Origin of the sequence: Streptomyces kaniharaensis, assembly GCF_009569385.1 — a bacterium.
GTDB classification, from domain to species: Bacteria; Actinomycetota; Actinomycetes; order Streptomycetales; family Streptomycetaceae; genus Kitasatospora; species Kitasatospora kaniharaensis.
On the sequence record NZ_WBOF01000001.1, the window covers coordinates 3,252,105 to 3,276,626 of the forward strand.

The 24,522-nt window shown below is 71.7% G+C and carries 19 protein-coding genes; 5 read left to right on the plus strand and 14 right to left on the minus strand.

The window, feature by feature from the left end; all coding sequences use genetic code 11:
• Position 1: 1 nt before the first annotated feature.
• Positions 2–1,855, minus strand: coding sequence for a BACON domain-containing protein (locus F7Q99_RS43140; protein WP_153461849.1), 1,854 nt, complete (start codon positions 1,853–1,855; stop codon positions 2–4).
• A gap of 149 nt (positions 1,856–2,004) precedes the next feature.
• Between F7Q99_RS43140 and radA the strand changes: the two genes are divergently transcribed.
• Together radA and disA are read left to right on the plus strand one after the other, a co-directional pair.
• A complete protein-coding gene (gene radA / locus F7Q99_RS14920) occupies positions 2,005–3,504 on the plus strand; it encodes a DNA repair protein RadA (protein WP_153461851.1) in 1,500 nt (499 codons plus the stop codon).
• A 150-nt stretch (positions 3,505–3,654) separates the two neighbouring features.
• Positions 3,655–4,764: a DNA integrity scanning diadenylate cyclase DisA gene (gene disA, locus F7Q99_RS14925; protein ID WP_326846676.1), complete on the plus strand. Its 1,110-nt coding sequence runs from the start codon at positions 3,655–3,657 to the stop codon at positions 4,762–4,764.
• Between the two features lie 82 nt (positions 4,765–4,846).
• Here the strand turns inward: disA and F7Q99_RS14930 are convergent, their stop codons facing one another.
• A complete protein-coding gene (locus F7Q99_RS14930) occupies positions 4,847–5,728 on the minus strand; it encodes a hypothetical protein (protein ID WP_153461853.1) in 882 nt (293 codons plus the stop codon).
• Positions 5,729–5,919: 191 nt separating this feature from the next.
• Here F7Q99_RS14930 and F7Q99_RS14935 point away from each other — a divergent pair, with 191 nt between their 5' ends.
• Positions 5,920–6,825, plus strand: a complete 906-nt coding sequence (locus F7Q99_RS14935) for an HhH-GPD family protein (RefSeq protein ID WP_153461855.1) — start codon at positions 5,920–5,922, stop codon at positions 6,823–6,825.
• Positions 6,826–6,928: 103 nt separating this feature from the next.
• On the opposite strand, the gene F7Q99_RS14940 is transcribed toward F7Q99_RS14935, so the two are convergent.
• The gene (locus tag F7Q99_RS14940) at positions 6,929–8,527 is read right to left on the minus strand and encodes an MDR family MFS transporter (protein WP_153461857.1); all 1,599 of its coding nucleotides are present in this window, start codon (positions 8,525–8,527) and stop codon (positions 6,929–6,931) included.
• Between the two features lie 218 nt (positions 8,528–8,745).
• Here F7Q99_RS14940 and F7Q99_RS14945 point away from each other — a divergent pair, with 218 nt between their 5' ends.
• Positions 8,746–9,381 carry a TetR/AcrR family transcriptional regulator gene (locus F7Q99_RS14945; RefSeq protein WP_195911069.1) on the plus strand — a complete coding sequence of 212 codons (636 nt, stop codon included), beginning with the start codon at positions 8,746–8,748 and terminating at the stop codon, positions 9,379–9,381.
• Between the two features lie 79 nt (positions 9,382–9,460).
• Here the strand turns inward: F7Q99_RS14945 and F7Q99_RS41165 are convergent, their stop codons facing one another.
• A complete protein-coding gene (locus F7Q99_RS41165) occupies positions 9,461–10,369 on the minus strand; it encodes a M23 family metallopeptidase (RefSeq protein ID WP_153461861.1) in 909 nt (302 codons plus the stop codon).
• Between the two features lie 236 nt (positions 10,370–10,605).
• Between F7Q99_RS41165 and F7Q99_RS14955 the strand changes: the two genes are divergently transcribed.
• Positions 10,606–11,775 carry a threonine aldolase family protein gene (locus F7Q99_RS14955; protein ID WP_153461863.1) on the plus strand — a complete coding sequence of 390 codons (1,170 nt, stop codon included), beginning with the start codon at positions 10,606–10,608 and terminating at the stop codon, positions 11,773–11,775.
• Between the two features lie 98 nt (positions 11,776–11,873).
• Here the strand turns inward: F7Q99_RS14955 and F7Q99_RS14960 are convergent, their stop codons facing one another.
• The 10 genes from F7Q99_RS14960 to nadC form a co-directional block, all read right to left on the minus strand.
• A complete protein-coding gene (locus F7Q99_RS14960; protein ID WP_230210221.1) occupies positions 11,874–14,228 on the minus strand; it encodes an immune inhibitor A domain-containing protein in 2,355 nt (784 codons plus the stop codon).
• Between the two features lie 350 nt (positions 14,229–14,578).
• A complete protein-coding gene (locus F7Q99_RS14965; protein WP_153461867.1) occupies positions 14,579–17,098 on the minus strand; it encodes an ATP-dependent Clp protease ATP-binding subunit in 2,520 nt (839 codons plus the stop codon).
• Positions 17,099–17,730: 632 nt separating this feature from the next.
• Complete coding sequence (locus F7Q99_RS14970) at positions 17,731–18,081, minus strand: histone-like nucleoid-structuring protein Lsr2 (RefSeq protein ID WP_326846677.1); 351 nt, start codon at positions 18,079–18,081, stop codon at positions 17,731–17,733.
• Positions 18,082–18,172: 91 nt separating this feature from the next.
• Positions 18,173–18,709: an amino-acid N-acetyltransferase gene (locus F7Q99_RS14975; protein ID WP_153461869.1), complete on the minus strand. Its 537-nt coding sequence runs from the start codon at positions 18,707–18,709 to the stop codon at positions 18,173–18,175.
• 9 nt (positions 18,710–18,718) lie between these two features.
• Positions 18,719–19,171: a BlaI/MecI/CopY family transcriptional regulator gene (locus F7Q99_RS14980; protein WP_153461871.1), complete on the minus strand. Its 453-nt coding sequence runs from the start codon at positions 19,169–19,171 to the stop codon at positions 18,719–18,721.
• A 252-nt stretch (positions 19,172–19,423) separates the two neighbouring features.
• Positions 19,424–20,983: a bifunctional lysylphosphatidylglycerol synthetase/lysine--tRNA ligase LysX gene (gene lysX, locus F7Q99_RS14985; protein WP_326846678.1), complete on the minus strand. Its 1,560-nt coding sequence runs from the start codon at positions 20,981–20,983 to the stop codon at positions 19,424–19,426.
• Between the two features lie 99 nt (positions 20,984–21,082).
• A complete protein-coding gene (locus F7Q99_RS14990; RefSeq protein WP_153461873.1) occupies positions 21,083–21,856 on the minus strand; it encodes a hypothetical protein in 774 nt (257 codons plus the stop codon).
• A 62-nt stretch (positions 21,857–21,918) separates the two neighbouring features.
• Entirely contained in the window at positions 21,919–22,662 is a 744-nt protein-coding gene (locus tag F7Q99_RS14995; RefSeq protein ID WP_230210222.1) for a hypothetical protein, read from the minus strand.
• A 79-nt stretch (positions 22,663–22,741) separates the two neighbouring features.
• On the minus strand, positions 22,742–23,527 hold the full coding sequence (locus F7Q99_RS15000) for a type III pantothenate kinase (RefSeq protein ID WP_153461875.1): 786 nt from the start codon (positions 23,525–23,527) through the stop codon (positions 22,742–22,744).
• A 29-nt stretch (positions 23,528–23,556) separates the two neighbouring features.
• Positions 23,557–24,519, minus strand: coding sequence for a carboxylating nicotinate-nucleotide diphosphorylase (gene nadC, locus F7Q99_RS15005; RefSeq protein ID WP_153461877.1), 963 nt, complete (start codon positions 24,517–24,519; stop codon positions 23,557–23,559).
• Between the last annotated feature and the right edge of the window lie 3 nt (positions 24,520–24,522).

Consider the following 24,522-nt stretch of genomic DNA (forward strand, 5'->3'; position numbering starts at 1 on the left):
CTCAGTGCGGTGAGGCCGACGGCGTGGCCGTCGGGTGGGGCGAGGCCGTCCTGCCGGGGGACTCCGTGGCGGTCGGCGTGGCCGTCGGCGCGGCGGTCGGCGTGTGGGTCGGCGAAGCCGTCGGCGAGGACGGGGACGACGGCGCGGGCGAGGACGGCGTCGCGGTCGCCGTCGCGGTTGCTGTCGGGGTCGTCGTCGGCGTCGTCGGTGCTGTCGTCGGCGCGGCCGTCGGAGATCCGGTCGGCGAGGCTGTGGCGCCCGGTTCGGCCGGCGCGGAGGCCGAGCCGCCCCGGTTGTGCGGGCCGCCCTCCAGAGTGACCACGGCCTCCGAGGGCGGCAGCGCGATCCGGGCGGTCCAGGGCGCGGCGGGGGCGAGGTCGTCGTCCATGGTGACGATCACCGTGATGCGCCGGCCCGGTTCGAGCGTCCCGGAGTCCCGGCTCAGCCGAAGCCAGGCCGCGTCCACGACGGCGTGCCAACGGACGTCGGTGGCGCCGGAGTTGGTGAGCGTGATGATCGTCCGGCTGCCGTACTCGCCCGCCTCGACGGTGAGCAGCCCGGCCGGCGCGGTCCGCTCCGCCGCCCCGCCGGAACCGGCGGCCATCGGGGCGACCGCGGGAGCGGGCGCGGCGACCAGTGTCGGGCTGCCCAGCGGGGTCGCGCCGAGGCCGGGCACCGGGACGGCGGGACCCTGAAGCGCCAGCCCGTGGAACCCCGGGAACAACGTTTCTGCAGTCGTCGCTCCGGCCCCCGCCAGCTCCATCCCGGGCACCCCCGGCGCCGCCGGACCGCCGGGCCCGGGCTCCGGCGCCCGCTGCCCGGTCCCGTCCACCCGCACCGAGGAGACCGCGGCCGAGGCCCCCGGCCCGCCGCCGCCCCGGTGCCCGGCCCACAGCGCGACCACCGGCGCCGCCAGCACGGCCGCGAGCACCCCGGTGGTCACCACCCGTCGACGGACCGCCAGACCCCGGCCCGCGTCCGGAGCCCGGTGACGCGGAAACCCGCTCGGGTCGAACCGCAGCCCCGGCTCGCCGGCCGGCCCCGCACCCGCTTCCGTGGCCCGCCGCGCCGAACCGGAAGCGTGCGGCAGGCGCGTCACCGCCCCGACGCGCCCCGGCCCGTCCACCGCCGCCGCGGGCGCGATCAGCAGCGGCAGACCCGAGAGCCCCGCCGCGCCGTCCGCCGCCTCGCCCGCCACCCGTTCCGCCGTCCCGCGGCAGGTCGGGCAGTCCACCACGTGCTGCACCAGCTCGCGCCGCAGCGCCGGGCCGAGCACCCAGTCCCGCCGGCTCTCCGCCCCGACCCCGCCGAGCCGGTCCAGCTCCGGGCAGCTGCCGGTCCCGAGCACCAGCAGCGCCGACCGGGTCCGCGCCACCTCCGCCTCCGCCGCGCCGAGCAGCGCCCGGGTGGCCTCGAACGGCAGCCCCAGCACCGCCGCCACTTCGAGCGGGGTCAGCCGGTGCCGGACGGAGAGCTCCAGCGCCTCCCGCTGCTCCGGGTCGGTGCCGGCTGCCTCCGGCCAGGCGAGCGAGGCCAGCTCCCGCCGCCGCCGGGCCGCCTCGGCCTCCGGAAGCTCCGCGTCGGCCTCCCGCCCCGTCCCGTCCGCGAGCCGCCGCAGGCAGCAGTACCGGGCCAGCGAGAACAGCCAGGCCCGGACCAGCCCGGGCTCGGCCAGCCGCGCGCCGTGCCGCTGCGCCAGCTCGCGGACCTCGTCCAGGGCGTCGGCGGCGGCGTCGTGCTCGCACAGCACCGAGAGACAGTAGGTGAACAGGCCGTCCACCTGCCGGCCGTACGCCGTGAGCACGGCGGTACGCGGCCCTTCGGCGCGCGGCGGCCCATCAGTACGCGTTGTCACCCGTCCGACGGTAGAGACGGCGAGCGGCGTGCCCCGGCGTTTCGCGGCGTATGTACTTCTTTCGGGTAACGACATCGCCCGTATGTGTGGATGTGGCGGCACACCGAGGGCGTCCGCCGTTGTCGGACCCAGGCGCTACGGTGGGCCGCATGGCCGCCCGTAGCAAGACCACCGCCAAGCCGCGCCCGGCGTACCGCTGCACCGAGTGCGGCAACCAGCTGCCCAAGTGGGTCGGCCGCTGCCCGGAGTGCAACGCCTGGGGCACGGTCGAGGAGTACGGCGCGGTGCCGATCCGGACCACCGCGGCCGGCCCGGTCAGCGCGCCCGCCCGCCCGATCGCCCAGGTGGACGGCCAGGTCGCGACGGCCCGCTCGACGGGCGTCCCGGAGCTGGACCGGGTGCTCGGCGGCGGCCTGGTCCCCGGCGCCGTGGTCCTGCTGGCCGGCGAGCCCGGCGTGGGCAAGTCCACCCTGCTGCTGGACGTCGCCGCCAAGGCGGCCACCGAGCGGCACCGCACGCTCTACGTCACCGGGGAGGAGTCGGCCGGCCAGGTCCGGCTGCGTGCCGACCGGATCAACGCCCTCTCCGAGCACCTCTACCTCGCCGCCGAGTCCGACCTCGGCGCCGTGCTCGGGCACATCGAGGCGGTCAACCCCGGCCTGCTGATCCTCGACTCGGTGCAGACCATCGCCTCCGCCGAGCTGGACGGCGCCCCCGGCGGCCCGGCCCAGGTCCGCGAGGTGGCGAACGCCCTGATCCGGGCGTCCAAGGAGCGCGGCATGGCCACCCTGCTGGTCGGCCACGTCACCAAGGACGGGCAGATCGCCGGCCCGCGCCTGCTGGAGCACCTGGTGGACGTGGTGCTGAGCTTCGAGGGCGACCGGCACGCCCGGCTGCGGCTCATCCGCGGGGTCAAGAACCGCTACGGCGCCACCGACGAGGTGGGCTGCTTCGAGCTGCACGACGAGGGCATCGCGGGCCTGGCCGATCCGTCCGGCCTCTTCCTGACCAGGCGTGACAAGCCCGTCCCGGGCACCTGCCTCACCGTCACCCTGGAGGGCAAGCGGCCGCTGGTGGCCGAGGTGCAGGCGCTGATGGTGGATTCGCAGATCCCGTCGCCGCGCCGCACGACCTCGGGCCTGGAGTCGCCGCGGATCGCGATGATCCTGGCCGTCGTCGAGCGGCACGGCGGGGTGAAGCTGGGCAAACAGGACATCTACACCGCGACGGTCGGCGGGGTGAAGCTCAGTGAGCCGTCCGCGGACCTCGCGGTCGCGCTCGCGGTTGCCAGTTCCTCCTCCGACACCCCGCTGCCGAGCAACCTGGTGGCGATCGGCGAGGTCGGCCTGGCCGGTGAGGTGCGGCGGGTGACGGGTGTGCAGCGGCGGCTCGCCGAGGCGCACCGGCTGGGCTTCACGCACGCCCTCGTCCCGCCGGACCCGGGCAAGGTGCCGCCGGGCATGAAGGTGGTCGAGGTGGCCGACATCGGCGAGGCGCTGCGGGCCATCCCGGGCCGCCGCCGGGCCGCCGCCAAGCCGCGTGGTGAGGCACCGTCGGCGCCCCCGGCCCCGCGCGAGGCCCGGGTCCCCGCCTACCCGGAGGAGCTGATGGACGGCTGGGAGCCGCTCGACTCCGACGAACTGCGCTGACCCAAGCCCTGTCTGCGCCGCACGCAGTTAGACTTCCCCTGTCTCATTGGCGATAAGGCGAGTACCGAGCGGTACTGAGCGACAGAGCAACAGACCGTAGGCCGGCGCACGGCGCGAGGCGCGCGGTACGGGGTCGACCGGAGGAGTCACGTGGCAGCCAGCGACCGGGGGGCGGACAAGTCCTCCCGTGAGGAGGCCCTGCTGCGGGCCTCCCTCAGCGCCATCGCGCCCGGCACGGGGCTGCGTGACGGCCTGGAGCGGGTCCTGCGGGCCAACACCGGCGGTCTGATCGTGCTCGGCTTCGACAAGACCGTCGAGTCGATCTGCACCGGCGGCTTCGTCCTGGACGTCGAGTTCACCGCGACCCGGCTGCGCGAGCTGTGCAAGCTGGACGGCGCTGTGGTGCTGGACAAGGACATCACCAAGATCGTCCGGGCCGGCGTGCACCTGATGCCGGACTCCACCATCCCCACCGACGAGACCGGCACCCGCCACCGCACCGCGGAGCGGGTCAACCGGCAGACCGGCTACCCGGTGGTCGCGGTCTCGCACTCGATGCGGCTGATCGCGATGTACGTCAACGGCACCCGCCGGGTGCTGGAGGACTCCACCACCGTCCTCTCCCGCGCCAACCAGGCGCTGGCGACCCTGGAGCGCTACAAGCTCCGCCTGGACGAGGTGGCCGGCACGCTGTCCGCGCTGGAGATCGAGGACCTGGTGACGGTCCGGGACGTCACCGCCGTCGCCCAGCGGCTGGAGATGGTCCGGCTGATCGCCACCGAGATCGCCGGCTACGTGCTGGAGCTCGGCATCGACGGCCGCCTGCTCTCGCTCCAGCTGGACGAGCTGATCGCGGGCGTGGAGCCGGAGCGCGAGCTGGTCGCCCGGGACTACTTCCCGGAGCGGGCCGCCAAGAAGGGCCGGACGGTCACCGAGGTGCTGGCCGACCTGGAGGCGCTCACCCACGCCGAGCTGCTGGACCTGCAGACGGTCGCCAAGGCGCTCGGCTACTCGGGCTCGCCGGAGTCCCTGGACTCCGCGGTCTCGCCGCGCGGCTACCGGCTGCTGGCGAAGATCCCGCGGCTGCCCAACACGGTGATAGAGCGCCTGGTCGAGCACTTCGGCGGCCTGCAGAAGTTGCTCGCGGCGAGCATCGACGACCTGCAGACGGTCGAGGGCGTCGGGGAGACCCGGGCCCGCTCGGTCCGCGAGGGCCTGTCCCGCCTTGCCGAATCGTCCATCCTGGAGCGCTACGTCTGACGCCGTACGGCGCCACGACACCGAGGCCCCGACCGCAGCGATGCGGTCGGGGCCTCGGTGTCGTGTACGGGGTGACGCGCGGTCAGCTGTCCAGGCGGATCGAGGTGCGTGCCGAGACCTTGTCGCCGGACAGGCCGGTGAGTTCGGCCAGCACCACGTAGGTGCCGGGCGCCGGGGGCGTCGGGTCGGCGGTGGCGCACTGCGGCTTGCTGCGGCTGCGGTCCCAGGTGAAGGTCTCGATCTGGCTGCCGTTCGCCGGGATCTGCACCCAGGTGCCGCCCTTGTCGGCCGGGCAGTCGCCGGAGGACCAGACGCGCTCGCCGTTGCTGGCGTTCACGGTGATGGCGGAGGCCGTCCGGCCCAGGTCCACCCGGCAGTTGGCGCCCGAGGAGTTCTTCACCGTCAGGGCGAGCCGCGGCTTGTCCTTGGGCTGGTACGAGTTCTGCGCGCTGGCCAGCTCCAGGGCCACCTGAGAGGCGGCGCAGACCGGCAGCGCCATCACCTCGGGCGTGTTCACCACGGGGGTCCCGCCGGTGCCGCCCGAACCACCGGAGCCACCGGTGCCGCCGCCGGCCGTCGCACCCGCGGCCGTACCGCCGGTGGCGGGGGCCGGGTTGGGCGCACCGCCGCTGCCGCCGGTGCTGAGGCTGACCTCGCCGCCGCCGCCGGAGACCGGGCCGCCGGTCGTGGCACCGCTCGCGGTGCCACCGGAGCCGCCGCCGGGGCGCGCCGCGGGGCCGCTCGGCGAGGTGCCCGGCGTGATGGCCTGTGCGGGGGTCTGGGACTGGGACGGCGCGGCCTGCGCGGCCTTGCTCTGTGATCCGTCGTCACCGCCGCCGCCCTGATCGGACATCAGCCAGGCGATCAGGGCGATGACCGCGGCGATGGCGGCGAGCACGACGACGCGCCGACGCCAGTAGATCGAGGCCGGCAGCGGTCCCACGGGTTGACGGAGAGAGGGCACGCCCAAACTCTACGAGACAGTGTGTGTCGCTTGACGCACCAACACCGCACAGTCGCCCCTTCCTTCACATGATCCGCCATTTGAGCCGTTCGAGGGAGCCGTGCTGCCGGGTTTTCCGGGCAGTTTCCGGATGTCCGGAAAGTCGTCCTCCACTTCGGCCGGGTGCGCGAGCGTGCGAGGATCGAAGGGCCATGACTGACATCACCGCCCCCCGGCTGCCGCTGCCCCTGCCGCTGTTCCACGCGACCGTCCTCGACTGGTACGAGGCCAGCAAGCGCGACCTCCCCTGGCGGACGCCCGACGCGTCGCCGTGGGCGGTCATGGTGAGCGAGTTCATGCTCCAGCAGACCCCGGTGAAGCGCGTGCTGCCCGCCTGGGAGGCCTGGCTGGAGCGCTGGCCCACCCCGGCCGGCCTCGCTGCCGAGGCCCCCGGCGAGGCGGTCCGGATGTGGGGCCGGCTCGGCTACCCGAGGCGCGCGCTGCGGCTGCACGCGGCGGCGGTGGCGATCACCGAGGAGCACGGCGGCGAGGTGCCGGACGACCACGCCACACTGCTGTCGCTGCCCGGGGTGGGGGAGTACACGGCCGCCGCCGTCGCCTCCTTCGCCTTCCGCCAGCGGCACGTGGTGCTGGACACCAACGTCCGCAGGGTGTTCGCCCGCGCGGTGTCCGGCGTCGAGTACCCGGCCCAGGCGACCACGGCCGCCGAGCGCCGGACGGCCACGGCGCTGCTGCCCGACGACGCCGGGACGGCGGCCACCTGGGCGGTCGGCGTGATGGAGCTGGGCGCGCTGGTGTGCACCGCCCGCGGCCCGGAGTGCGGTGACTGCCCGCTGTTCGCGCACTGCGCCTGGCAGCGGGCCGGCCGCCCGCCGTACGAGGGCCCGGCCCGGCGCGGCCAGTCCTACGAGGGGACGGACCGGCAGGTGCGCGGCAAGCTGCTCGCGGTGCTGCGCGAGGCGCACGGCTCGGTGGAGCAGGCCCGGCTGGACGCGGTCTGGCCGGACGCGGTGCAGCGGGCCAGGGCCCTGGACGGCCTGGTGGCGGACGGCCTGGTCGAGCCCGTCGAACAGGGCGTCTACCGCTTGCCGCAGTAGCAGCGACTGCCGCAGTACCGGAATGCCGCGGTGACGACGACTGCCGCAGGGACGACGACGCCCCCGGAAGAAGCCTTCCGGGGGCGTCGAATGCCGTGGGCCGTCAGATGGCCGCCGCCTCCAGGGAGCCCTCGGCCGGCGTGTCCTGCTTGCCGGTGCCACGCAGCGGTACCTCGCGCATGAACACCGCCGCGGCGATGGCGATCACGGCCACCGCCGCGCCCCACAGGAAGACGGTGTGCATGCCGTTGGCCACCGCGTGGTGGTAGGCGTCCTGGACGGGGGCGGGCAGCTGCTTCAGCGCCGCCGGGCTCATCTGCCCCGGGTCCTTCATGGCGCCGCCCGCCGCCGGGTGGTCGCCCGCCCGCTCCTTCATGGTCTCGGTGACCCGGTTGTTGAACAGCGCGCCGAACAGCGCCACACCGAAGGAACCGCCGATGGTGCGGAACAGGGTCGCGGTGGAGCTGGCCACGCCCATGTCCTTGAGCTCGACGCTGTTCTGCGCGACCAGCATGGTGATCTGCATCAGGAAGCCCATGCCGGCGCCCAGCACGATCATCCAGCAGGCGGAGGTCAGGCTGGAGGTCTCGGTGTCCATGGTGGAGAGCAGCAGCATGCCGGCGCCCATCACGACGGTGCCGATGATCGGGAAGATCCGGTACTTGCCGGTCTTGGTGACCACCTGGCCGACCACCAGCGAGACGACCAGCATGCCGAACATCATCGGCATCAGCAGCAGGCCGGAGTTGGTGGCCGAGGCGCCCTGCACGATCTGCTGGTACAGCGGCAGGAAGACGGTCGAGCCGAACATCACGAAGCCGACGATGAAGCCGATGACCGAGACCAGGGTGAAGTTCAGGTTCCTGAACAGGCTGAGCGGCAGCATCGGCTCCTCGACCCGCTGCTCGACGTAGCAGAAGGCGATCAGCGAGGCGGCGGCGAGCGCGGCCAGGCCGAGGATCTGCTTGGAGCCCCAGGCGTACTGCTGGCCGCCCCAGGTGGTGATCAGGACCAGCGAGGTGATGCCGGCGGTGAGCAGGACCGCGCCCAGGTAGTCGATCCGGGCGTTGTTGCGGACCTTCGGCAGCTTCAGGGTGACGACGACCACGGCGAGCGCGACCACGCCGAGCGGCAGGTTGATGTAGAAGGTCCAGTGCCAGCTCAGGTGGTCGGTGATGAAGCCGCCGACCAGCGGGCCGCCGATGGTGGCGAGCGCCATCACCGCGGCGAACATGCCCTGGTACTTGCCGCGGTCCCGGGGCGGGACCAGCGCGCCCATGATCGACATGACGCCGACCATCAGACCGCCGGCGCCCAGGCCCTGGAGGGCGCGGAAGCCGATCAGCTCGTTCATGTTCTGCGAGAGGCCGGACAGCGCCGAGCCCACCAGGAAGATCACGATCGAGGTGAGGAAGGTGCCCTTGCGGCCGTAGAGGTCGCCGAGCTTGCCCCAGATCGGGGTGGAGGCGGCGGTGGCGAGGGTGTACGCCGTGACCACCCAGGACAGGTGCTCGGCCCCGCCGAGGTCGCCGACGATGGTCGGCATCGCGGTGCCGACGATCAGGTTGTCGAGCATGGCGAGCAGCATGGTGACGACCAGGCCGATCATCACGAGGCGGATCTCGCGGGGTGACCGCTGCTCCTGCTCCTTCTCGGCCTTCGTGTCCTCCGGTACCGGGCCGGCGGTCTTGGACTGTGACATGGGGTGGTGTCTCCCGGGACTGGATTTCGGACGATCGTCGGCCTTGAGCGACTACTTACTTGTCGCCCGGCTAGTTTATGAAACCGTCGGCACGGTAAGTTGTCTCCTAGCCGGTCGTCAAGCCAGTTTCCCGACCGGCCGCCCGGGCAGGGAGAATGAGCCCGGGGCGGACACCGCCGGGGTCCGCAGCAGTCACCGACGCAGTCATGAGGCAGGCCATGGGTACGACGCACACCTCCCGCAGCGGCACCCGGGCTCGCATCATCGAGGTCTCCCTGGAGCTCTTCTCCGAGCAGGGTTACGAGCAGACCTCGCTGCGCGAGATCGCCGACCGCCTGGGCGTCACCAAGGCCGCGCTCTACTACCACTTCAAGACCAAGGACGACATCGTCCACGGCATCGTCGAGACCATGGCCGCGCCGATCGACGACACCATCGAGTGGGGCCGGCAGCAGACCTGGTCCCCGGAGCTGCGCGACGAGCTGATCCGCCGGTTCGCGGCCGGGATGTCCGAGCGGGCGCCGCTGCTGCGCTTCTTCCACGAGAACCAGCCCGCGCTGCGCGAGTCCCCGGCCGGGCTGGAGTTCAAGGAGCGCATGATCGCGATGGTCCGGCTGGTGCACGGGCCGGACGCGAGCTTCCAGGACCGGCTGCGCGCCGCGATGTCGCTGTTCACCATCAACTCGGCGCTGTTCCTGCTCAAGCAGGACGAGTCCGGCGGCGAGCACGTCGACCACGTGTGGTGCGAGTCCCCGCGGGCGGCCACCGTGGAGGAGGCCATGGCGGCGGCCCAGGAGGTCGCGCTGGAGATCGGCGCCCTGATCAGCCACCCGGTCCCGACCGCCCGGGCCTGAACGCCGGGAATCCGAACGCCGGGAATCCTGAACACCCGCAACGGGCGACCCGACCGGACCGTCCCTCGGCCTTCCGCGCTCAGAGGCCGGTGACGCCGTGCGCCGACAGGTACGCGATCGGGTTGATCACCGCGCCGTAGCGGTTGCTGGTGCGGATCTCGAAGTGCAGGTGCGGCCCGGTCGAGTGGCCGGTGCTCCCGGACCGTCCGATCTCCTCGGCGGCCGAGACCTGCGCACCCCGCCGCACCGACACCGAGGACAGGTGCGCGTACTGCGCGAAGCGCCCGTCCGCCAGCCGCAGCACGATCTCCCTGCCGTACGCGCCGTCCCAGCCGGCCGACACCACCGTCGCGTTCCCGACCGCGAGCACCGCCGTGCCCGGATCGATCGCGAAGTCCACCCCGGTGTGGTAGCCCGCCGCGTACTCGGAGTTGGCCACCCCGTACGGGTTGCTGGTCGGCGCGCCCGGCACCGGGGCGGACCACTCCGGCGGCGGGGCGGGCTCGGGCTCGGGGGCGGGCTCCGGTGCCGGTGGCGGGGCCGGGACGGCCGGCGGCTCGACGGGCAGCAGGTTGGTCGCCATCGCCACGTACGCCTGTGCCGGCTCGTCGCCGTCCGGCAGCCGGTACGGGCTCGGCCGGGCCACCTGGATCAGGCCGGGGACGGGTACGGCGGCCTGCCGGGCGGTGAAGGCCGAGCTGCCGGGGGTGGTGGGGACGATCGTCTGCGCCGAGGCGCTGCCGGGCGCGGCCACCAGCAGCGCGCCGGCCAGGAGCACCACGGTGCCCCCGGCGGCGACGACGGCACGTTCGCGGTCGGCCCAGGCGGCGGCGCCCTGCAAGGCGTGCCGGGGTTCAGCAAGCGTGCGCGGCGGCTCGACGCGGGTGCGGACAGCCTGGCCGAGCCGGGGCTGCCAGGCCGCCGCCTGGGCCGCCGTACGGGCGGCGAGCCGGCGCAGGGCCGGCCCCACGGGCGGGACAGAGGACATCGCTAGCCCAATCACGGTCGTACGGGGCAGCACGAAGGGGCCCGTTCGGGCGCGTGCTGAGTGGGGGACCACTCAGGTGTAACCGTCACCGAGCCGGGTCCCAAACGGTGTGACGTACTACGGCGTGTAGTCAGCGTTGCGCCGGAGATTCAAGCTGACGGAGTAACAATCATGTGATCCGATCGTCCTCCCAAGGTCTGCGCCACCCGGGTGGCCGCCTGCGGGACCATCGAGGCATGTATGCCAACAGCAGCGAAGACCCGGCCGGCACCGACCGCCCGAGCCTCCCGGACCGCCGCTTCGCCGCCCAGCGCGGCTGCGAGCGACTGCTCTCCGGCAACCGGCCGCAGAGCCTGCGCGAACGCCTCGCCACCCTGGCCCTGGCCGGCGAGCACGTCTACGACCTGGACCGCCGCCCGGACCAGTACGGCGACGGCGTGGTCCGCACCCTGGAGCGCCGGGTCGCCGACCTGCTCGGTACCGAGGACGCCGCCTTCTTCCCCACCGGCACGATGGCCCAGCAGGTCGCGCTGCGGATCCACGCCGAGGCAGCCGGCCTGCGCACCGTCGCCACCCACCCGCTCGGCCACACCGACCAGCACGAGCGGCACGCGCTCGGCGCGCTGACCGGCCTGCGCAGCGTCTGGCCGACCATCGCCCCGCGCCTGCCCACCGTCGACGAGCTGCGCTCCTTCGACGAGCCGTACGCCGCGATGATCCTGGAACTGCCGCTGCGCGAGGCCGGGTTCGTGCTGCCCGAGTGGGCGGACCTGGCGGCCGTCGCCGCGGTGGTCCGGGAGGAGCACGGCGCCGCGCTGCACCTGGACGGCGCCCGGCTCTGGGAGTCGGTGTTCCACCTCGGCCGCTCGCTGCCGGAGGTCGCCGCGCTGGCCGACTCGGTGTACGTCTCCTTCTACAAGACCCTCGGCGGGATCAGCGGCGCGGCGCTGGCAGGCCCGGCGGCCTTCGTCCGGACCGCCAAGGCCTGGCGGCACCGGTACGGCGGCCAGTTGTTCCAGCAGTGGCCGTTCGCGCTGGCCGCGCTGACCGGGCTGGACCGTGAACTCCCTTACCTGGAGCGGTACGTGAAGCATGCCCGGACGGTCTCGGAGGCCCTGGCCGCGGCCGTCTCCGGGGTGCCCGGCGCCCGGGTCCACCCCGCCCCGCCGCACACCCACCAGTTCCAGCTCTGGCTGCCGTACGCGCCCGCGGAGCTGGAGGAGGCCGGGCTGGGCCTGGCCGAGGACACCAAGGTGGGCCTGTTCGGCAGCTGGCGCGAGCACGGCCTGCCGGGCCTGGCGATGACGGAGGTCACGGTGGCGGCCGAGGCGCTGGACTGGACCCCGGCGGAGATCGGGGAGTCGGTCGCCGCCTTCCTCGACCGCCTGCCGCGGCAGCGGGCCTGACGAAACGTCCGGCCCGCCCCCGCGCGTTGCGGGGACGGGCCGGACGGATTGCGTGTCAGAGCTGCCTGGTCACAGGCCGATCGCTACCCGAGGTGCGATCAGTTGTCGACCGGGCGGACCCGGATCCAGGTCTCCAGGTAGTTCGAGGACTCGTTCTCGACCTCGATGCTGGTGCCCGTCTTCGGGACGATGACGCTGCTGTACGGGTTGTCCTTGGTCCAGTACTCCTTCAGGTCGGAGAACTCGTCGACACCCTTGGACTTCGGGATGACCGTCTCGACGCCGTTCTTGTGCAGCGTGAGCGGGCCGACCCGGCGCGAGCCGAAGGGCGAGTCGTAGCCCTGCATGCGCGGACGCATCAGCGTGCCGTCCGACCACTTGAGCGGGCTCGGGTGCGAGTCGATCGGCAGGATCAGGCCCGAACCCGGGTGGGCGCTCACGTTGTTGTCGGTCTGCGACTCGTCCCAGTACCAGAGCAGCAGACCGGGCTGGTACGCGTAGTGCTCGACCCAGTTGGCCTTGGAGTTGCCCCAGCCGAAGTTGTACGGGCCGGACTGCAGGGTCTGGTCGAACGAGACGTACTGGCGGTTCTCCGCGATGTAGTACTGCGCGTAGTCCTTGGAGTACGTGCCGGTGAAGCGGGTGAAGCCGCTGGCCACCCAGCCGTTGTCGCCGTTCTCGACGTCGTCGCTGAAGACGGTGCTGCCGTCGGCGGTCACCGAGATGTCGTCGAGCGCGAGGCCGCGGTAGTGCAGGCCCGGGTCCGTGGTGTTGTGGAAGCGGACCTTGACGGCCTTGCCGGCGTAGGCGTCGAGCGGGTACTCCAGGTCGCCCCAGGTGGCGGTGAGGCCGGTCAGGGCGGCGCGGCCGCTGGCGTCCTTGGCGATCGGCTTGCCGTTCCAGGTGCCGTCCAGGACGGTCCAGTTCTTGCCGCCGTCGGTGGAGACCTCGGCCCAGGCGTAGTCGAAGTCCTGCTCCAGCTCGTACCAGGCCTTGGCCTTGAGGCTGGCGGCCTTCTTGCCGGTCAGGTCGAGGTCACGGGTGAGCGTGACGTTCAGGTTGTCGCCGCTGCCGCTCCACCACTCGTACTTGCCCGAGGCGGGCTTGTTGATCTCGGTGGTGATGGTCTTCTTCGGCAGGTCGACGACCAGGGCCTGCGGGAGCTTGCTGTTGTACTCCGCCGGGCCGATGTGGTGGGTCGACTCGGTGCCGGCCTTGGCCTTGTCGAACTTCAGCCAGCCGAGCTTGAGCTTGCTCCAGGCGTCGAAGTCGTCCGGCATGTCGCCGATGCTGTCCTTGCCCTCGCCGAGCCAGGAGCCGGAGGACATGATCGACCAGAAGCCGACGGAGTTGTCGATGCCCTTGCCGGCGGTGTCGTAGAGGTCCGGCAGACCGAGGTCGTGGCCGTACTCGTGGGCGAAGACGCCGAGGCCGCCGTTCTCCGGCTGCATGGTGTAGTCGCCGATCCAGAAGCCGGTGTTGCCGACCTGGACGCCGCCGAGCTTGTTGCCGTCCGGGCCGGCCTGGCCGTTCAGGTTGCCGTAGACGTACGAACGGTGGGCCCACAGAGCCTTGTTGCCCTGCTTGCCGCCACCGGCCGACTTGTCCTCACCGGCGTGCACGATCTGGAAGTGGTCGATGTACCCGTCGGGCTGGTTGAAGTTCCCGTCGTGGTGCGAACCGTAGCGGTCCCACTTGTCGTACTGGGCCAGCGTGGCCTTGATCTGCTCCGTGGTCTGACCCTTGGCCAGCTGGTCCTTGTACCAGATGTCCACGGCGTCGCGGATCAGGTCCTGGGCGCTGGAGCAGACGTTGGAGCCGCAGTAGTCGGAGCCGTACCGGGCCTCGTTCCACGGCACCCGCACCCAGTCGGAGACGACGCCGTCGACCGAGTAGCGGCCCGAGGACTGCTTCTCGTAATAGGTCTTCAGCGAGGGCTTGTCCTTGCTGAAGTACAGGTCCTGGTAGTGCTGCTGGTTGTAGTCGGCCTGCCAGGCGGTCGAGTTGTTGGTGGCGCGGTCCGGCTTCTCGATCTCGTTGTGCTTCGGGCCGGCCTCACCGCCGTACTTGACCTTGCCGTCGGGCGTCTTGGTGGTGTTGTCCACCTGGTCGCCGAAGTCGACCAGGATGGTGAAGATCTTGTCCGTGCGCTCGCGGGCGAGCTCCACGTACTTGTCCTTGCCCAGCTTGATGCTGGTGCTGCCGTTGTGCTCCTCGACCTGAGCGGTACCGGCGAGCAGCTGCTCGGTGGCGGCCTTCTGCTCCGCCTCCACCTTCTCGGTCAGCGGGCCCGGCAGGTTGTGCTCAAGATTGACGGACTGAACGGCGTCGGCCGGGTCCTTCGGCGTGGGCGCCGGGTCGGCAACGGCGGTGCTCGGGAACAATCCCGCGCCGAGCGTGACAATGACCGCCGCGGCCGTGGCAGCCGCAGCGGTTCTCTTGGTCGTCTTCAACGGTGTGACGTCCTCCCCGACCGGGCCAGCTCTTGGCCAAGGCCCGGCAAACCAAAATGAAAGACAGGTGGACGTCATTTGATCCAAGTGTGGACGGAAAAGATAGACCTTGACCGTGACATGGTCACGGCGCTATGCTCCGCGACTCCCCATCAGCTGACCATCTGTCAACCGTATGGACGTTAAAGCTTACTGAGAAATCGAACGTACCCGCACCGACCGCTGCCCGGGCCGCTCCGGCTGACGGATCGCCGACCTCCGGTCCGCCTCGCGCGGGCATGCGGAAAGGGCTGAGCCCCCGGCGTAAACGCCGGGGGCTCAGCCCGATTGCTGTTATCTGTTAAATGTTGCTACTTCGTCAGGTCCGGACCCGACGAGGCAACGGCGGCCGGAGTGTCCGCAACGGCGGACTTCTCCTCGCCCCGGAAGGTGAACTTGGCGTCCTTGCCCTCACCCTCGACACCCACGACCACGATGTGACCGGCCCGCAGCTCGCCGAAGAGGATCTTCTCGGAGAGGTGGTCCTCGATCTCGCGCTGGATGGTGCGGCGCAGCGGACGGGCACCCAGGATCGGGTCGTAGCCGCGCTTGGCCAGCAGCTTCTTGGCCTCGACGCTGAGCTCCAGGCCCATGTCGCGGTCCTTGAGGCGGGCGTCCACCTTGTCGATCATCAGGTCGACGATCTGGATGATGTCGTCCTCGGACAGCTGGTGGAACACCACGATGTCGTCGACACGGTTCAGGAACTCGGGGCGGAAGTGCTGCTTGAGCTCCTCGCCGACCTTCGCCTTCATCCGCTCGTACCCGGTCTGGGTGTCACCCGTGGCCGCGAAGCCCAGGTTGAAGCCCTTGGAGATGTCCCGGGTGCCGAGGTTGGTCGTCATGATGATGACGGTGTTCTTGAAGTCGACCACGCGGCCCTGGGAGTCGGTCAGGCGACCGTCCTCCAGGATCTGCAGCAGCGAGTTGAAGATGTCCGGGTGGGCCTTCTCGACCTCGTCGAAGAGGACGACCGAGAACGGCTTGCGGCGCACCTTCTCGGTGAGCTGACCGCCCTCCTCGTAGCCCACGTATCCGGGCGGGGAGCCGAACAGCCGGGAGACGGTGTGCTTCTCCGAGAACTCGGACATGTCGAGCGAGATCAGCGCGTCCTCGTCGCCGAAGAGGAACTCGGCGAGCGTCTTGGACAGCTCCGTCTTACCGACGCCGGACGGACCGGCGAAGATGAACGAGCCGCCGGGGCGCTTCGGGTCCTTGAGGCCCGCACGGGTGCGCCGGATGGCCTGGGAGAGCGCCTTGATGGCGTCCTTCTGGCCGATGACGCGCTTGTGCAGCTCGTCCTCCATGCGCAGCAGGCGGGAGGACTCCTCCTCGGTCAGCTTGAAGACCGGGATGCCGGTGGCGGTCGCCAGGACCTCGGCGATGAGCTCCTCGTCCACCTCGGCGACGAGGTCCATGTCGCCGGCCTTCCACTCCTTCTCGCGCTTGGCCTTGGCCTGCAGGAGCTGCTTCTCGTCGTCGCGCAGGGACGCGGCCTTCTCGAAGTCCTGCGCGTCGATCGCGCTCTCCTTCTCGCGGCGCACGTCGGCGATCTTCTCGTCGAACTCGCGCAGGTCCGGCGGCGCGGTCATCCGGCGGATGCGCATCCGGGAGCCGGCCTCGTCGATCAGGTCGATCGCCTTGTCCGGCAGGAAGCGGTCGGAGATGTAGCGGTCGGCCAGGGTGGCGGCGGCCACCAGCGCGGCGTCCGTGATGGAGACCCGGTGGTGGGCCTCGTAGCGGTCGCGCAGACCCTTGAGGATCTCGATGGTGTGCGGCAGCGACGGCTCGGCGACCTGGATCGGCTGGAAGCGGCGCTCCAGCGCGGCGTCCTTCTCCAGGTGCTTGCGGTACTCGTCCAGGGTGGTGGCACCGATGGTCTGCAGCTCGCCGCGGGCCAGCATCGGCTTGAGGATGCTGGCGGCGTCGATGGCGCCCTCGGCGGCGCCCGCGCCGACCAGGGTGTGCAGCTCGTCGATGAACAGGATGATGTCGCCGCGGGTGCGGATCTCCTTGAGCACCTTCTTCAGGCGCTCCTCGAAGTCACCGCGGTAGCGCGAGCCGGCCACCAGGGCGCCCAGGTCCAGCGTGTAGAGCTGCTTGTCCTTGAGCGTCTCCGGGACCTCGCCCTTGACGATCGCCTGCGCCAGGCCCTCGACCACGGCGGTCTTGCCGACGCCGGGCTCACCGATCAGGACCGGGTTGTTCTTGGTGCGGCGGGACAGCACCTGCATGACCCGCTCGATCTCCTTCTCGCGCCCGATGACCGGGTCGAGCTTGGCCTCGCGGGCGGCCTGGGTGAGGTTGCGCCCGAACTGGTCGAGGACCAGCGAGGTCGACGGGGTGCCCTCGGCGGGCCCGCCGGCCGTGGCCGACTCCTTGCCGCCACCGGTCTGGTAGCCGGACAGGAGCTGGATGACCTGCTGGCGCACCCGGTTCAGGTCGGCACCCAGCTTCACCAGGACCTGGGCGGCGACGCCCTCGCCCTCGCGGATCAGGCCGAGCAGGATGTGCTCGGTGCCGATGTAGTTGTGGCCGAGCTGCAGGGCCTCCCGGAGCGACAGCTCCAGGACCTTCTTCGCCCGGGGGGTGAAGGGAATGTGACCGGACGGGGCCTGCTGGCCCTGGCCGATGATCTCCTCGACCTGCTGGCGTACGGCCTCAAGAGAAATCCCGAGGCTCTCCAGGGCCTTAGCGGCGACGCCCTCGCCCTCGTGGATCAGACCCAGGAGGATGTGCTCGGTGCCGATGTAGTTGTGGTTGAGCATCCGGGCTTCTTCCTGAGCCAGGACGACAACCCGCCGCGCGCGGTCGGTGAACCTCTCGAACATCGTTTATCGCTCCTCAGAGCGGTCGGGCAGTTCGGGGTCGGTCCCCGCCCTGTCCTTCCGCATGCTAGTCCCGCTCAGCGGCGCGGCCTACGGATTCACTCCCCGGTACGGGAGCGAGATGCTGCGCGACCAGCCGACACCATTCCCAACCTGGTGCTGGGAATCGGTGTTCCCACAGGCGGGCCGGATGCACCGGATACCGCTACGCCATCGGCGAACAAGAGCCGCCGCGGCGGAGCCGGACCGTCTCCGGCCGGTCACACATACTGCCCCTGGACGGGTCGAGAACCCGTCCACCTGCATTCATACCCGGTATCGGGACGGTTCTCGCGCAGTTTCCGCGGTGACGGTGTTCGCCTGGCGAGAAGTCGGGCTGCGGTGACGGTGGTTCAGCGGTCGCCGCCGCGGCCACCGCGGCCGATACGCCGTCCCGGTGGTGTCCGCGTTACCGCTTCGCCCCTACAGCGTTGCACAGCTTGTGATTGTTCCGCCGCCCGAGGCCGAGCCCCGGTCGGCGGACCCGTCCCGGCCCGGGCGCCCCGTGCGGGCGTTCCCTTGCCCGGCCGGGTGCGCGCCGCGGGGCGCGGAGGAGCCTCCTCCGCGCCCCGCGCGTGTGGCGTCGATGCCGGGGGTCAGGACGCGTTGGCCTTGTCGTAGGCCTCGCGGACGGTGCTGGGCACCCGGCCGCGGTCGTTGACCTCCAGGCCCTGCTCCTTGGCCCACGCGCGGATCTTGGCGGTGTCCGGGGCGCTGCCGGACGGGCGCGGCGCAGCGCCGCGGCCCGGGCGCCGGGCGCCGGCGAGCCGGCCGCTCTGCTTGCGGCCCTTCTCCACGTACGGCGCCAGCAGACCGCGCAGCTTGTCCGCGTTGGCGCTCTTCAGGTCGATCTCGTAGGCAACGCCGTCGAGCGCGAACGTCACCGTCTCGTCCGCCGAACCGCCGTCGAGATCGTCTTCAAGAATGACCTGCACCCTCTGTGCCACGGGCTTCCCTTTCCGCTAAACGACCCATTGCCTAAGGAAAGGAAAGCGCCTTTCTCCGGAAAACACAAACCCCTGACCGACGCGGAGCCGCTCAGAGGTGCAGCAGCATGCGCGAGTTGCCCAGTGTGTTGGGCTTCACCCGCTCCAGGTCCAGGAACTCCGCGACACCTTCATCGTACGAGCGGAGAAGTTCTTCATAGACATCCGTAGCGATCGCCGCCGGGTCTGTCGTACCATCATCGGTTTCCTGGAGCTCGCCGATCTCGACGAAACCGTGTTTCGCGAAGAACGGCACCTCGAACGTCAAGCAGAAAATCCGACGGACACCGAGCCAGCGGGCCGTCTGCAGCAGCTTCTCCAGCAGCAGATGTCCGACCCCGAAGCCGCGGCAGGACGGATCCACCGCGAGTGTGCGGACCTCGGCGAGGTCCTCCCACATCACGTGCAGTGCGCCGCAGGCCACCACCGCGCCGTTGTCGTCGCGTTCCGCGACCCAGAACTCCTGCACGGATTCGAACAGCGTGACGGTGGGCTTGTCGAGCAGAATGCCGTCGCGCGAGTAGGTGTCGATGAGCCTGCGTACTGCCCGCACGTCCGTGGTCCGTGCGCGGCGGATGGTGACCTCCATGGCGGGACGTTATCGTGCCTCGCCCGGCGGGGTCTCCCCGGTATCCGCCCGCGCGGTATCCGCCGCGCCCTCCGCGGAATCCGGTTCGGCCGGATCGGGCGGGAACAGAGCGGCCACCCGCAGGGCGTCCCGGAGGGCGTCGCGTTGCTCGGGTGACATCAGGCCGAAGAAGTGCACCAGTGCCGCGGCGGGATTGTCGCTGGTGGCCCACGCGTCGTTCATCAGAGCCGCGGTGTACGCCTCGCGGGACGAGACCGGTTCATATCGATAGGCGCGGCCGGCGCGCTCCCGCCGCAGCCAGCCCTTTCTGTGGAGCTTGTCCAGGACGGTCATCACCGTGGTGTACGCGATATCGCGTTCCGACTGCAGATCCTGGAGAACCTCGCGAACCGTCACCGGTCGGTTCCACCGCCACACCCGGGTCATGATGGCGTTCTCAAGTTCGCCGAGTTGCCGGACCATAGTGCGGCCAGGATAGGGAGTGAATGGGGCAAATCTTGTGAAGTGCGCCAAACCGGCGCGCCGCCACCCCCGGAATCGGGAATGGCGGCGCGCCGGTGCTTCGAGCGGCTGACGGCGTCGGTCGCGGGTCAGTCCAGGTCTTCCTTGGCCTTCTGGGCCCCGCCCTGGCTGCGGACGATGGCCCGCACCAGGAAACCGAAACCGATCGCCATGACCAGCGGCGGGACGATCGCGCTGACGTAGTCCATCAGGTCACTCCTCCTCGGTCTTCTCCGCCGCCGCGGTCGCGGAGGCCTTCGGCTCCGGCTTCACCAGCGGGAAGAGCACGGTCTCCCGGATGTTCTTGCCGGTCAGCAGCATGATCAGGCGGTCCACGCCGAGGCCGAGGCCACCGGTCGGCGGCATCGCGTACTCCAGGGCCCGCAGGAAGTCCTCGTCGAGCTGCATCGCCTCGACGTCGCCGCCGGCCGCGAGGAGCGACTGCGCGGTGAAGCGGGCGCGCTGCTCGACCGGGTCGATCAGCTCGGAGTAGGCGGTGCCGATCTCGGTGCCGAAGATCACCAGGTCCCACTTCTCGGCCACGCCCGGCACCGAGCGGTGCTGGCGGGTCAGCGGGGAGACCTCGGTCGGGTAGTCCTTGATGAAGGTCGGCCGGACGGCGTTCTCCTCCAGCAGCCGCTCGACCATCTCCAGCACGATCTGGCCGTGGCCCCAGTTCTTCTCGAACGGGATGTCGTGGTCGGTGGCCAGCTTGCGCAGCTCCTCGACGCCGGTCTCGGGGGTGACCTCGACGCCCAGGCGGGCGGAGATGCCCGGGTAGACGCTGACCTCCTCCCACGGCTCGGCCAGGTCGATCTCGTGCTCCACGCCGTGGGCGTCCACGCCCTTGATCACCGTGGTGCCCAGGGCGTCCCGGGCGGCGTTGATGATCGTCTCGCGGATCAGCTCGGCCTGGGTGTTGTAGTCGCCGTAGGCCTCGTACGACTCCAGCGAGGTGAACTCGGGGTTGTGGGTGGCGTCCGCGCCCTCGTTGCGGAAGTTGCGGTTGATCTCGAAGACCTTCTCCGCGCCGCCGACCACCAGCCGCTTGAGGTACAGCTCGGGGGCGATCCGCATGTAGAGGTCGATGTCGTACGCGTTGATGTGCGTCTTGAACGGACGGGCGTTGGCGCCGCCGTGCACCGGCTGCAGCATCGGGGTCTCGACCTCGATGAAGCCGCGGTCCTCGTAGGTGCGGCGGATCGAGCGGACGACCTTGCTGCGCAGGTGCAGGATCTCGCGGGCCTCGGGGTTGACGATCAGGTCGACGTAGCGCTGGCGGACCCGGGCCTCCGGGTCGGTCAGGCCCTTGTGCTTGTCCGGCAGCGGCCGCAGGCACTTGGCGGTGAGCTCCCAGCGGTCCACCATCACCGACAGCTCGCCGCGCTTGGAGGTGATCACCTCGCCCTCGACGCCGACCTGGTCGCCGAGGTCGATGTCCGACTTCCAGGCCGCCAGCCGCTCGGCGCCCAGCTTGTCCAGGGAGAACATCACCTGGAGGTCGCCGGTGCCGTCGCGCAGGGTGGCGAAGCAGAGCTTGCCGCCGGTGCGGGAGAGGATCACCCGGCCGGTGATTCCGGCCCGCTCACCGGTCGCGGTGTCGGGTTCGAGGTCCGGGTGCTTGGCGCGGAGGTCCGCGATGGTGGTGGTGCGGGGGAAGCCGACCGGGTACGGGTCGACACCGGCCGCCCGGAGCCGGTCCAGCTTCTCGCGCCGGACGCGCATCTGCTCGGGAAGGTCGTCGGTCGCGGGAAAGAGGCTCTGATCGCTCACCCCATAAGGGTAGCCAGCCACACACCGTGCTCCGCCACGGGATATCCGTCGCCACGCGCGGGAGGGCGGGCCGCGCCGCCCTCCCACGCTCAAGCGCGGTCAGCCGTTGCGGCGGGCCCGGAGCCGGCGCGCGGTGAGCAGGCTGGCGGCGCCGAGCACCAGAGCTGCGGCGCCCGCCCCGGTCATCGGCAGGACGGCGGAGCTGCCGGTGCCGGCCAGGCTTCCGCCGGCCGCCGCGCTGACGGTGGTGTCGCCGCTCGTCCGGGCGTTCACGGCGGGGCTCGGGGAGCCGGCGCCGGGGAGGCCGGCCGGGGCGACGGTGGCGGACGGAGTGGCGGTGGGGGCCGTCGTGGGCGTCGCGGTGGCCGTCGCGGCGGCCGTCGCCGTGCCGGTCGGCGCGGGCGTGTTCGTGCCGCCGCCGGTGCTCGGTGTGCCAGGCCGCAGCGCGACCTTCACCAGGTCGTTGGCCGGGTTGCGGTCCCACTCCATGACGGCGGTGGGGTGGCCGTCCCCGAACTCGCTCCCGGAGTTCTGCAGCGAGACCGTCGCCGCCAGTTCGCCGGTGCCCTCGGGGAGCTTCAGGCCGAACTTGTGCGACGTGGTGGCGCCGTCGGCCATGAAGAAGTCGCTCAGCCCGTTGCAGGCGAACTTGTTCAGCGGCTTGTCGGACTTGCGGCCATGGACGTAGTCGTCCGCGCGGCAGGTGGAGGGCAGGCCGGTGACGGTGACGCCCTCGGGGAACTGCACGGTGATGTGGGGCGCGCCCTCGCCGCCGCTGCGGTCCATGATCGAGGCCGGACCGTCGTTCTTCATCCCGACGGCGAGGTCGCCCGTCGAGCCCGAGGCGTCCGGCGCCCAGGTGTGTCGACACATGGACAGGGAGGCCGCCCGTTGCGGGCGGCCTCCCTGCCTGAGCGGGTCCGGGGGTGTCCGGCTCAGCCGGTGCCGGTGGCGAGCTCGATCTCCTCGGGCGCCGGGTCGTCCGGCGCCGCGGGACGGGCGGGGGGCTTGGGGCGGCGGCCGAAGAGTTCGGCCGGGGTCGGCATCCGGTGCGGGCGGGGCGGGGTCCGGGGGGCGGCGGCGGGCTGCTCGTCGGGGGAGTCGGTGCTGCTCATCGGGATCCGTCCTCCAAGTGGGGTGGGGAGACTGCGCGGGGGTGCGGCGGGGCTCGGGACGGCCACCAGGTGGCGCGGCTGCCCGGTGGTGAGGGCCAGCCGCTCGCGGACGGCGGCCTCGGCGAGCGCGTGGCAGCGGCCGGCCAGCCGGGAGCGGCGGGAGCGCTCCTGCTGCCCGCAGGGCTGCCGGGTGAGCGCGCGCAGCGCGGTGAGGTCCTCGGGCCCGGGCAGGTAGCCGTCGGTCACGGCCTCCTCCAGGCGCTCCAGGTAGCCGCCGGCGCTGCCGGGCAGTGCGTCCCGGTACCGTCCGAGGTCGGCGAGCAGGAAGGCGCGCAGCCGGCCGCCCTCCCGGACGGCCTCGTCGATCGCCTCGGTCAGGCGCAGTGCCTCCTGGACGTCCTCCGCCCACAGCTCGGCCGCCGGACCGGCGATGGCCGGCCGGTCGGGCCCGTGGAGATGGACGGGGACGGCGGGGTGCAGGGCTTGGGCGAGGGCGCGGCGCAGCACGCGGACTTCGTCGGCGCTGAAGGCCATGCCGCCGCGCGATCCGTGTGGCGTAGGCATGGGCTGACACTACGTGAGGAATATCCGATTTGTCGGTAACGTCGCGCCGACAGTGCCCCGCGTTCGGCCCGATGGGCGGTCAGCTCGGGCGGTTGCGTTCGTAGACGAGGCGCAGCCCGATGAGGGTGAGCCAGGGCTCGTGGACGTCGATGGTGGTGGCCTCGCCGAGGACGAGGGAGGCGAGGCCGCCGGTGGCGATCACCTGGACGTCGTCGGGGTCCTTGGCGAGTTCGCGGGCCATCCGGTCGACCAGGCCGTCGACCTGGCCGGCGAAGCCGTACAGGATGCCCGACTGCATGCCCTCGACGGTGTTCTTGCCGATCACGTTGCGCGGGCGGGCCAGCTCGATCTTGCGCAGCTGGGCGCCGCGGACGCCGAGCGCCTCGACCGAGATCTCGATGCCGGGGGCGATCGCGCCGCCGACGTAGTCGCCGCGGGCGTTGACGGCGTCGAACGTGGTGGCGGTGCCGAAGTCGACCACGATGCACGGACCGCCGTAGAGGTGGTTGGCGGCCAGCGCGTTGACGATCCGGTCGGCGCCGACCTCCTTGGGGTTGTCCATCAGGACGTGCACCCCGGTCTTCACGCCGGGCTCCACGATCACCGCGGGGACGTCGCCGTAGTAACGGCGGGTCACCTCGCGGAGCTCGTGGAGCACGGCGGGAACGGACGAGCAGATCGCCAGGCCCTCCACCGCGGACTCGCTCACCGCGGTGTGGTTGCCCATCAACCCCTGCAGCAGCACCGCCAGTTCATCGGCCGTGCGGCGCGGATCGGTGGAGATCCGCCAGTGTTCCACCACGTCCTCGCCGTCGAACAGGCCGAGCGTGGTCTGGGTGTTGCCGACGTCGATGGTGAGGAGCATGGGGCGCTTTCTGCGGGTCGGGGCGAGGGTCAGGCGCGGAGGTCCAGGCCGATGTCCAGGATCGGCGAGGAGTGCGTCAGCGCCCCCACGGCCAGGAAGTCGACACCAGTCTGGGCGACCTCGCGCGCGCTGGCCAGGGTCAGACCGCCGGAGGCCTCCAGACGGGCCCGGCCGGCCACCAGCGCGACGGCCTCCTTCAGCTGCTCGACGGTGAAGTTGTCCAGCAGGATCAGGTCCGCCCCGGCCTCCAGCACCGGCGGGATCTGCTCCAGGGCGTCCACCTCGACCTCGACCGGCAGGTCGGGGTAGGCGGCCCGGACGGCCCGGAAGGCCTCGGCCACGCCGCCGGCGGCGACCACGTGGTTGTCCTTGACCAGGGCGGCGTCGGACAGCGCCATCCGGTGGTTGGCGCCGCCGCCGCAGCGCACCGCGAACTTCTCCATCGCGCGCAGGCCCGGGGTGGTCTTGCGGGTGTCCCGGACGACGGCGCCGGTGCCCTCCAGGGCGTCCGCCCAGGCGCGGGTGGCGGTGGCGATGCCGGACAGGTGGCAGAGCAGGTTGAGCGCGCTGCGCTCGGCGGTCAGCAGGTCGCGGGTGCGGGAGCGGACGGAGAGCAGCACCTGGCCGGCCTCGACCCGGTCGCCGTCCTGGACGTGCCGCTCGACCTCGAACTCCTCCTCGCAGACCAGCGAGACGACCGCCTCGGCGATCCGCAGGCCGGCCACCACGCCGGCCTCGCGGGCGATGAAGTCCGCGGTGGCGACGGCGTCGGCGGGCACGGTGGCGACCGAGGTGACGTCCTCGCCGCCGGCCAGGTCCTCGGCCAGCGCCAGGGTGGCGACGTCCTCGACCTCGATCGGGTCCAGCCCGGCCTCCTCCAGCAGCTCGGCCAGCTGCGGGTCGAGGCCGGTCTCGTAGCCCTCGCCGTCCCCGCAGGCGCAGCCGTCGCCGCAGCCGCCGGCCATCGGGAGTTCCTCGTGGGAGTGGGTCATCGT

Coding starts and splice junctions, on each gene's coding strand:
- F7Q99_RS14975 (WP_153461869.1), bottom strand. CDS start 18,709: ATGGAGGTCACCATCCGCCGCGCACGGACCACGGACGTGCGGGCAGTA.
- F7Q99_RS14990 (WP_153461873.1), bottom strand. CDS start 21,856: ATGTGTCGACACACCTGGGCGCCGGACGCCTCGGGCTCGACGGGCGAC.
- F7Q99_RS14965 (WP_153461867.1), bottom strand. CDS start 17,098: ATGTTCGAGAGGTTCACCGACCGCGCGCGGCGGGTTGTCGTCCTGGCT.
- F7Q99_RS41165 (WP_153461861.1), bottom strand. CDS start 10,369: ATGTCCTCTGTCCCGCCCGTGGGGCCGGCCCTGCGCCGGCTCGCCGCC.
- F7Q99_RS15000 (WP_153461875.1), bottom strand. CDS start 23,527: ATGCTCCTCACCATCGACGTCGGCAACACCCAGACCACGCTCGGCCTG.
- F7Q99_RS14995 (WP_230210222.1), bottom strand. CDS start 22,662: ATGCCTACGCCACACGGATCGCGCGGCGGCATGGCCTTCAGCGCCGAC.
- F7Q99_RS14945 (WP_195911069.1), top strand. CDS start 8,746: ATGGGTACGACGCACACCTCCCGCAGCGGCACCCGGGCTCGCATCATC.
- radA (WP_153461851.1), top strand. CDS start 2,005: ATGGCCGCCCGTAGCAAGACCACCGCCAAGCCGCGCCCGGCGTACCGC.
- F7Q99_RS14935 (WP_153461855.1), top strand. CDS start 5,920: ATGACTGACATCACCGCCCCCCGGCTGCCGCTGCCCCTGCCGCTGTTC.
- nadC (WP_153461877.1), bottom strand. CDS start 24,519: ATGACCCACTCCCACGAGGAACTCCCGATGGCCGGCGGCTGCGGCGAC.
- F7Q99_RS14955 (WP_153461863.1), top strand. CDS start 10,606: ATGTATGCCAACAGCAGCGAAGACCCGGCCGGCACCGACCGCCCGAGC.
- F7Q99_RS14940 (WP_153461857.1), bottom strand. CDS start 8,527: ATGTCACAGTCCAAGACCGCCGGCCCGGTACCGGAGGACACGAAGGCC.
- F7Q99_RS14980 (WP_153461871.1), bottom strand. CDS start 19,171: ATGGTCCGGCAACTCGGCGAACTTGAGAACGCCATCATGACCCGGGTG.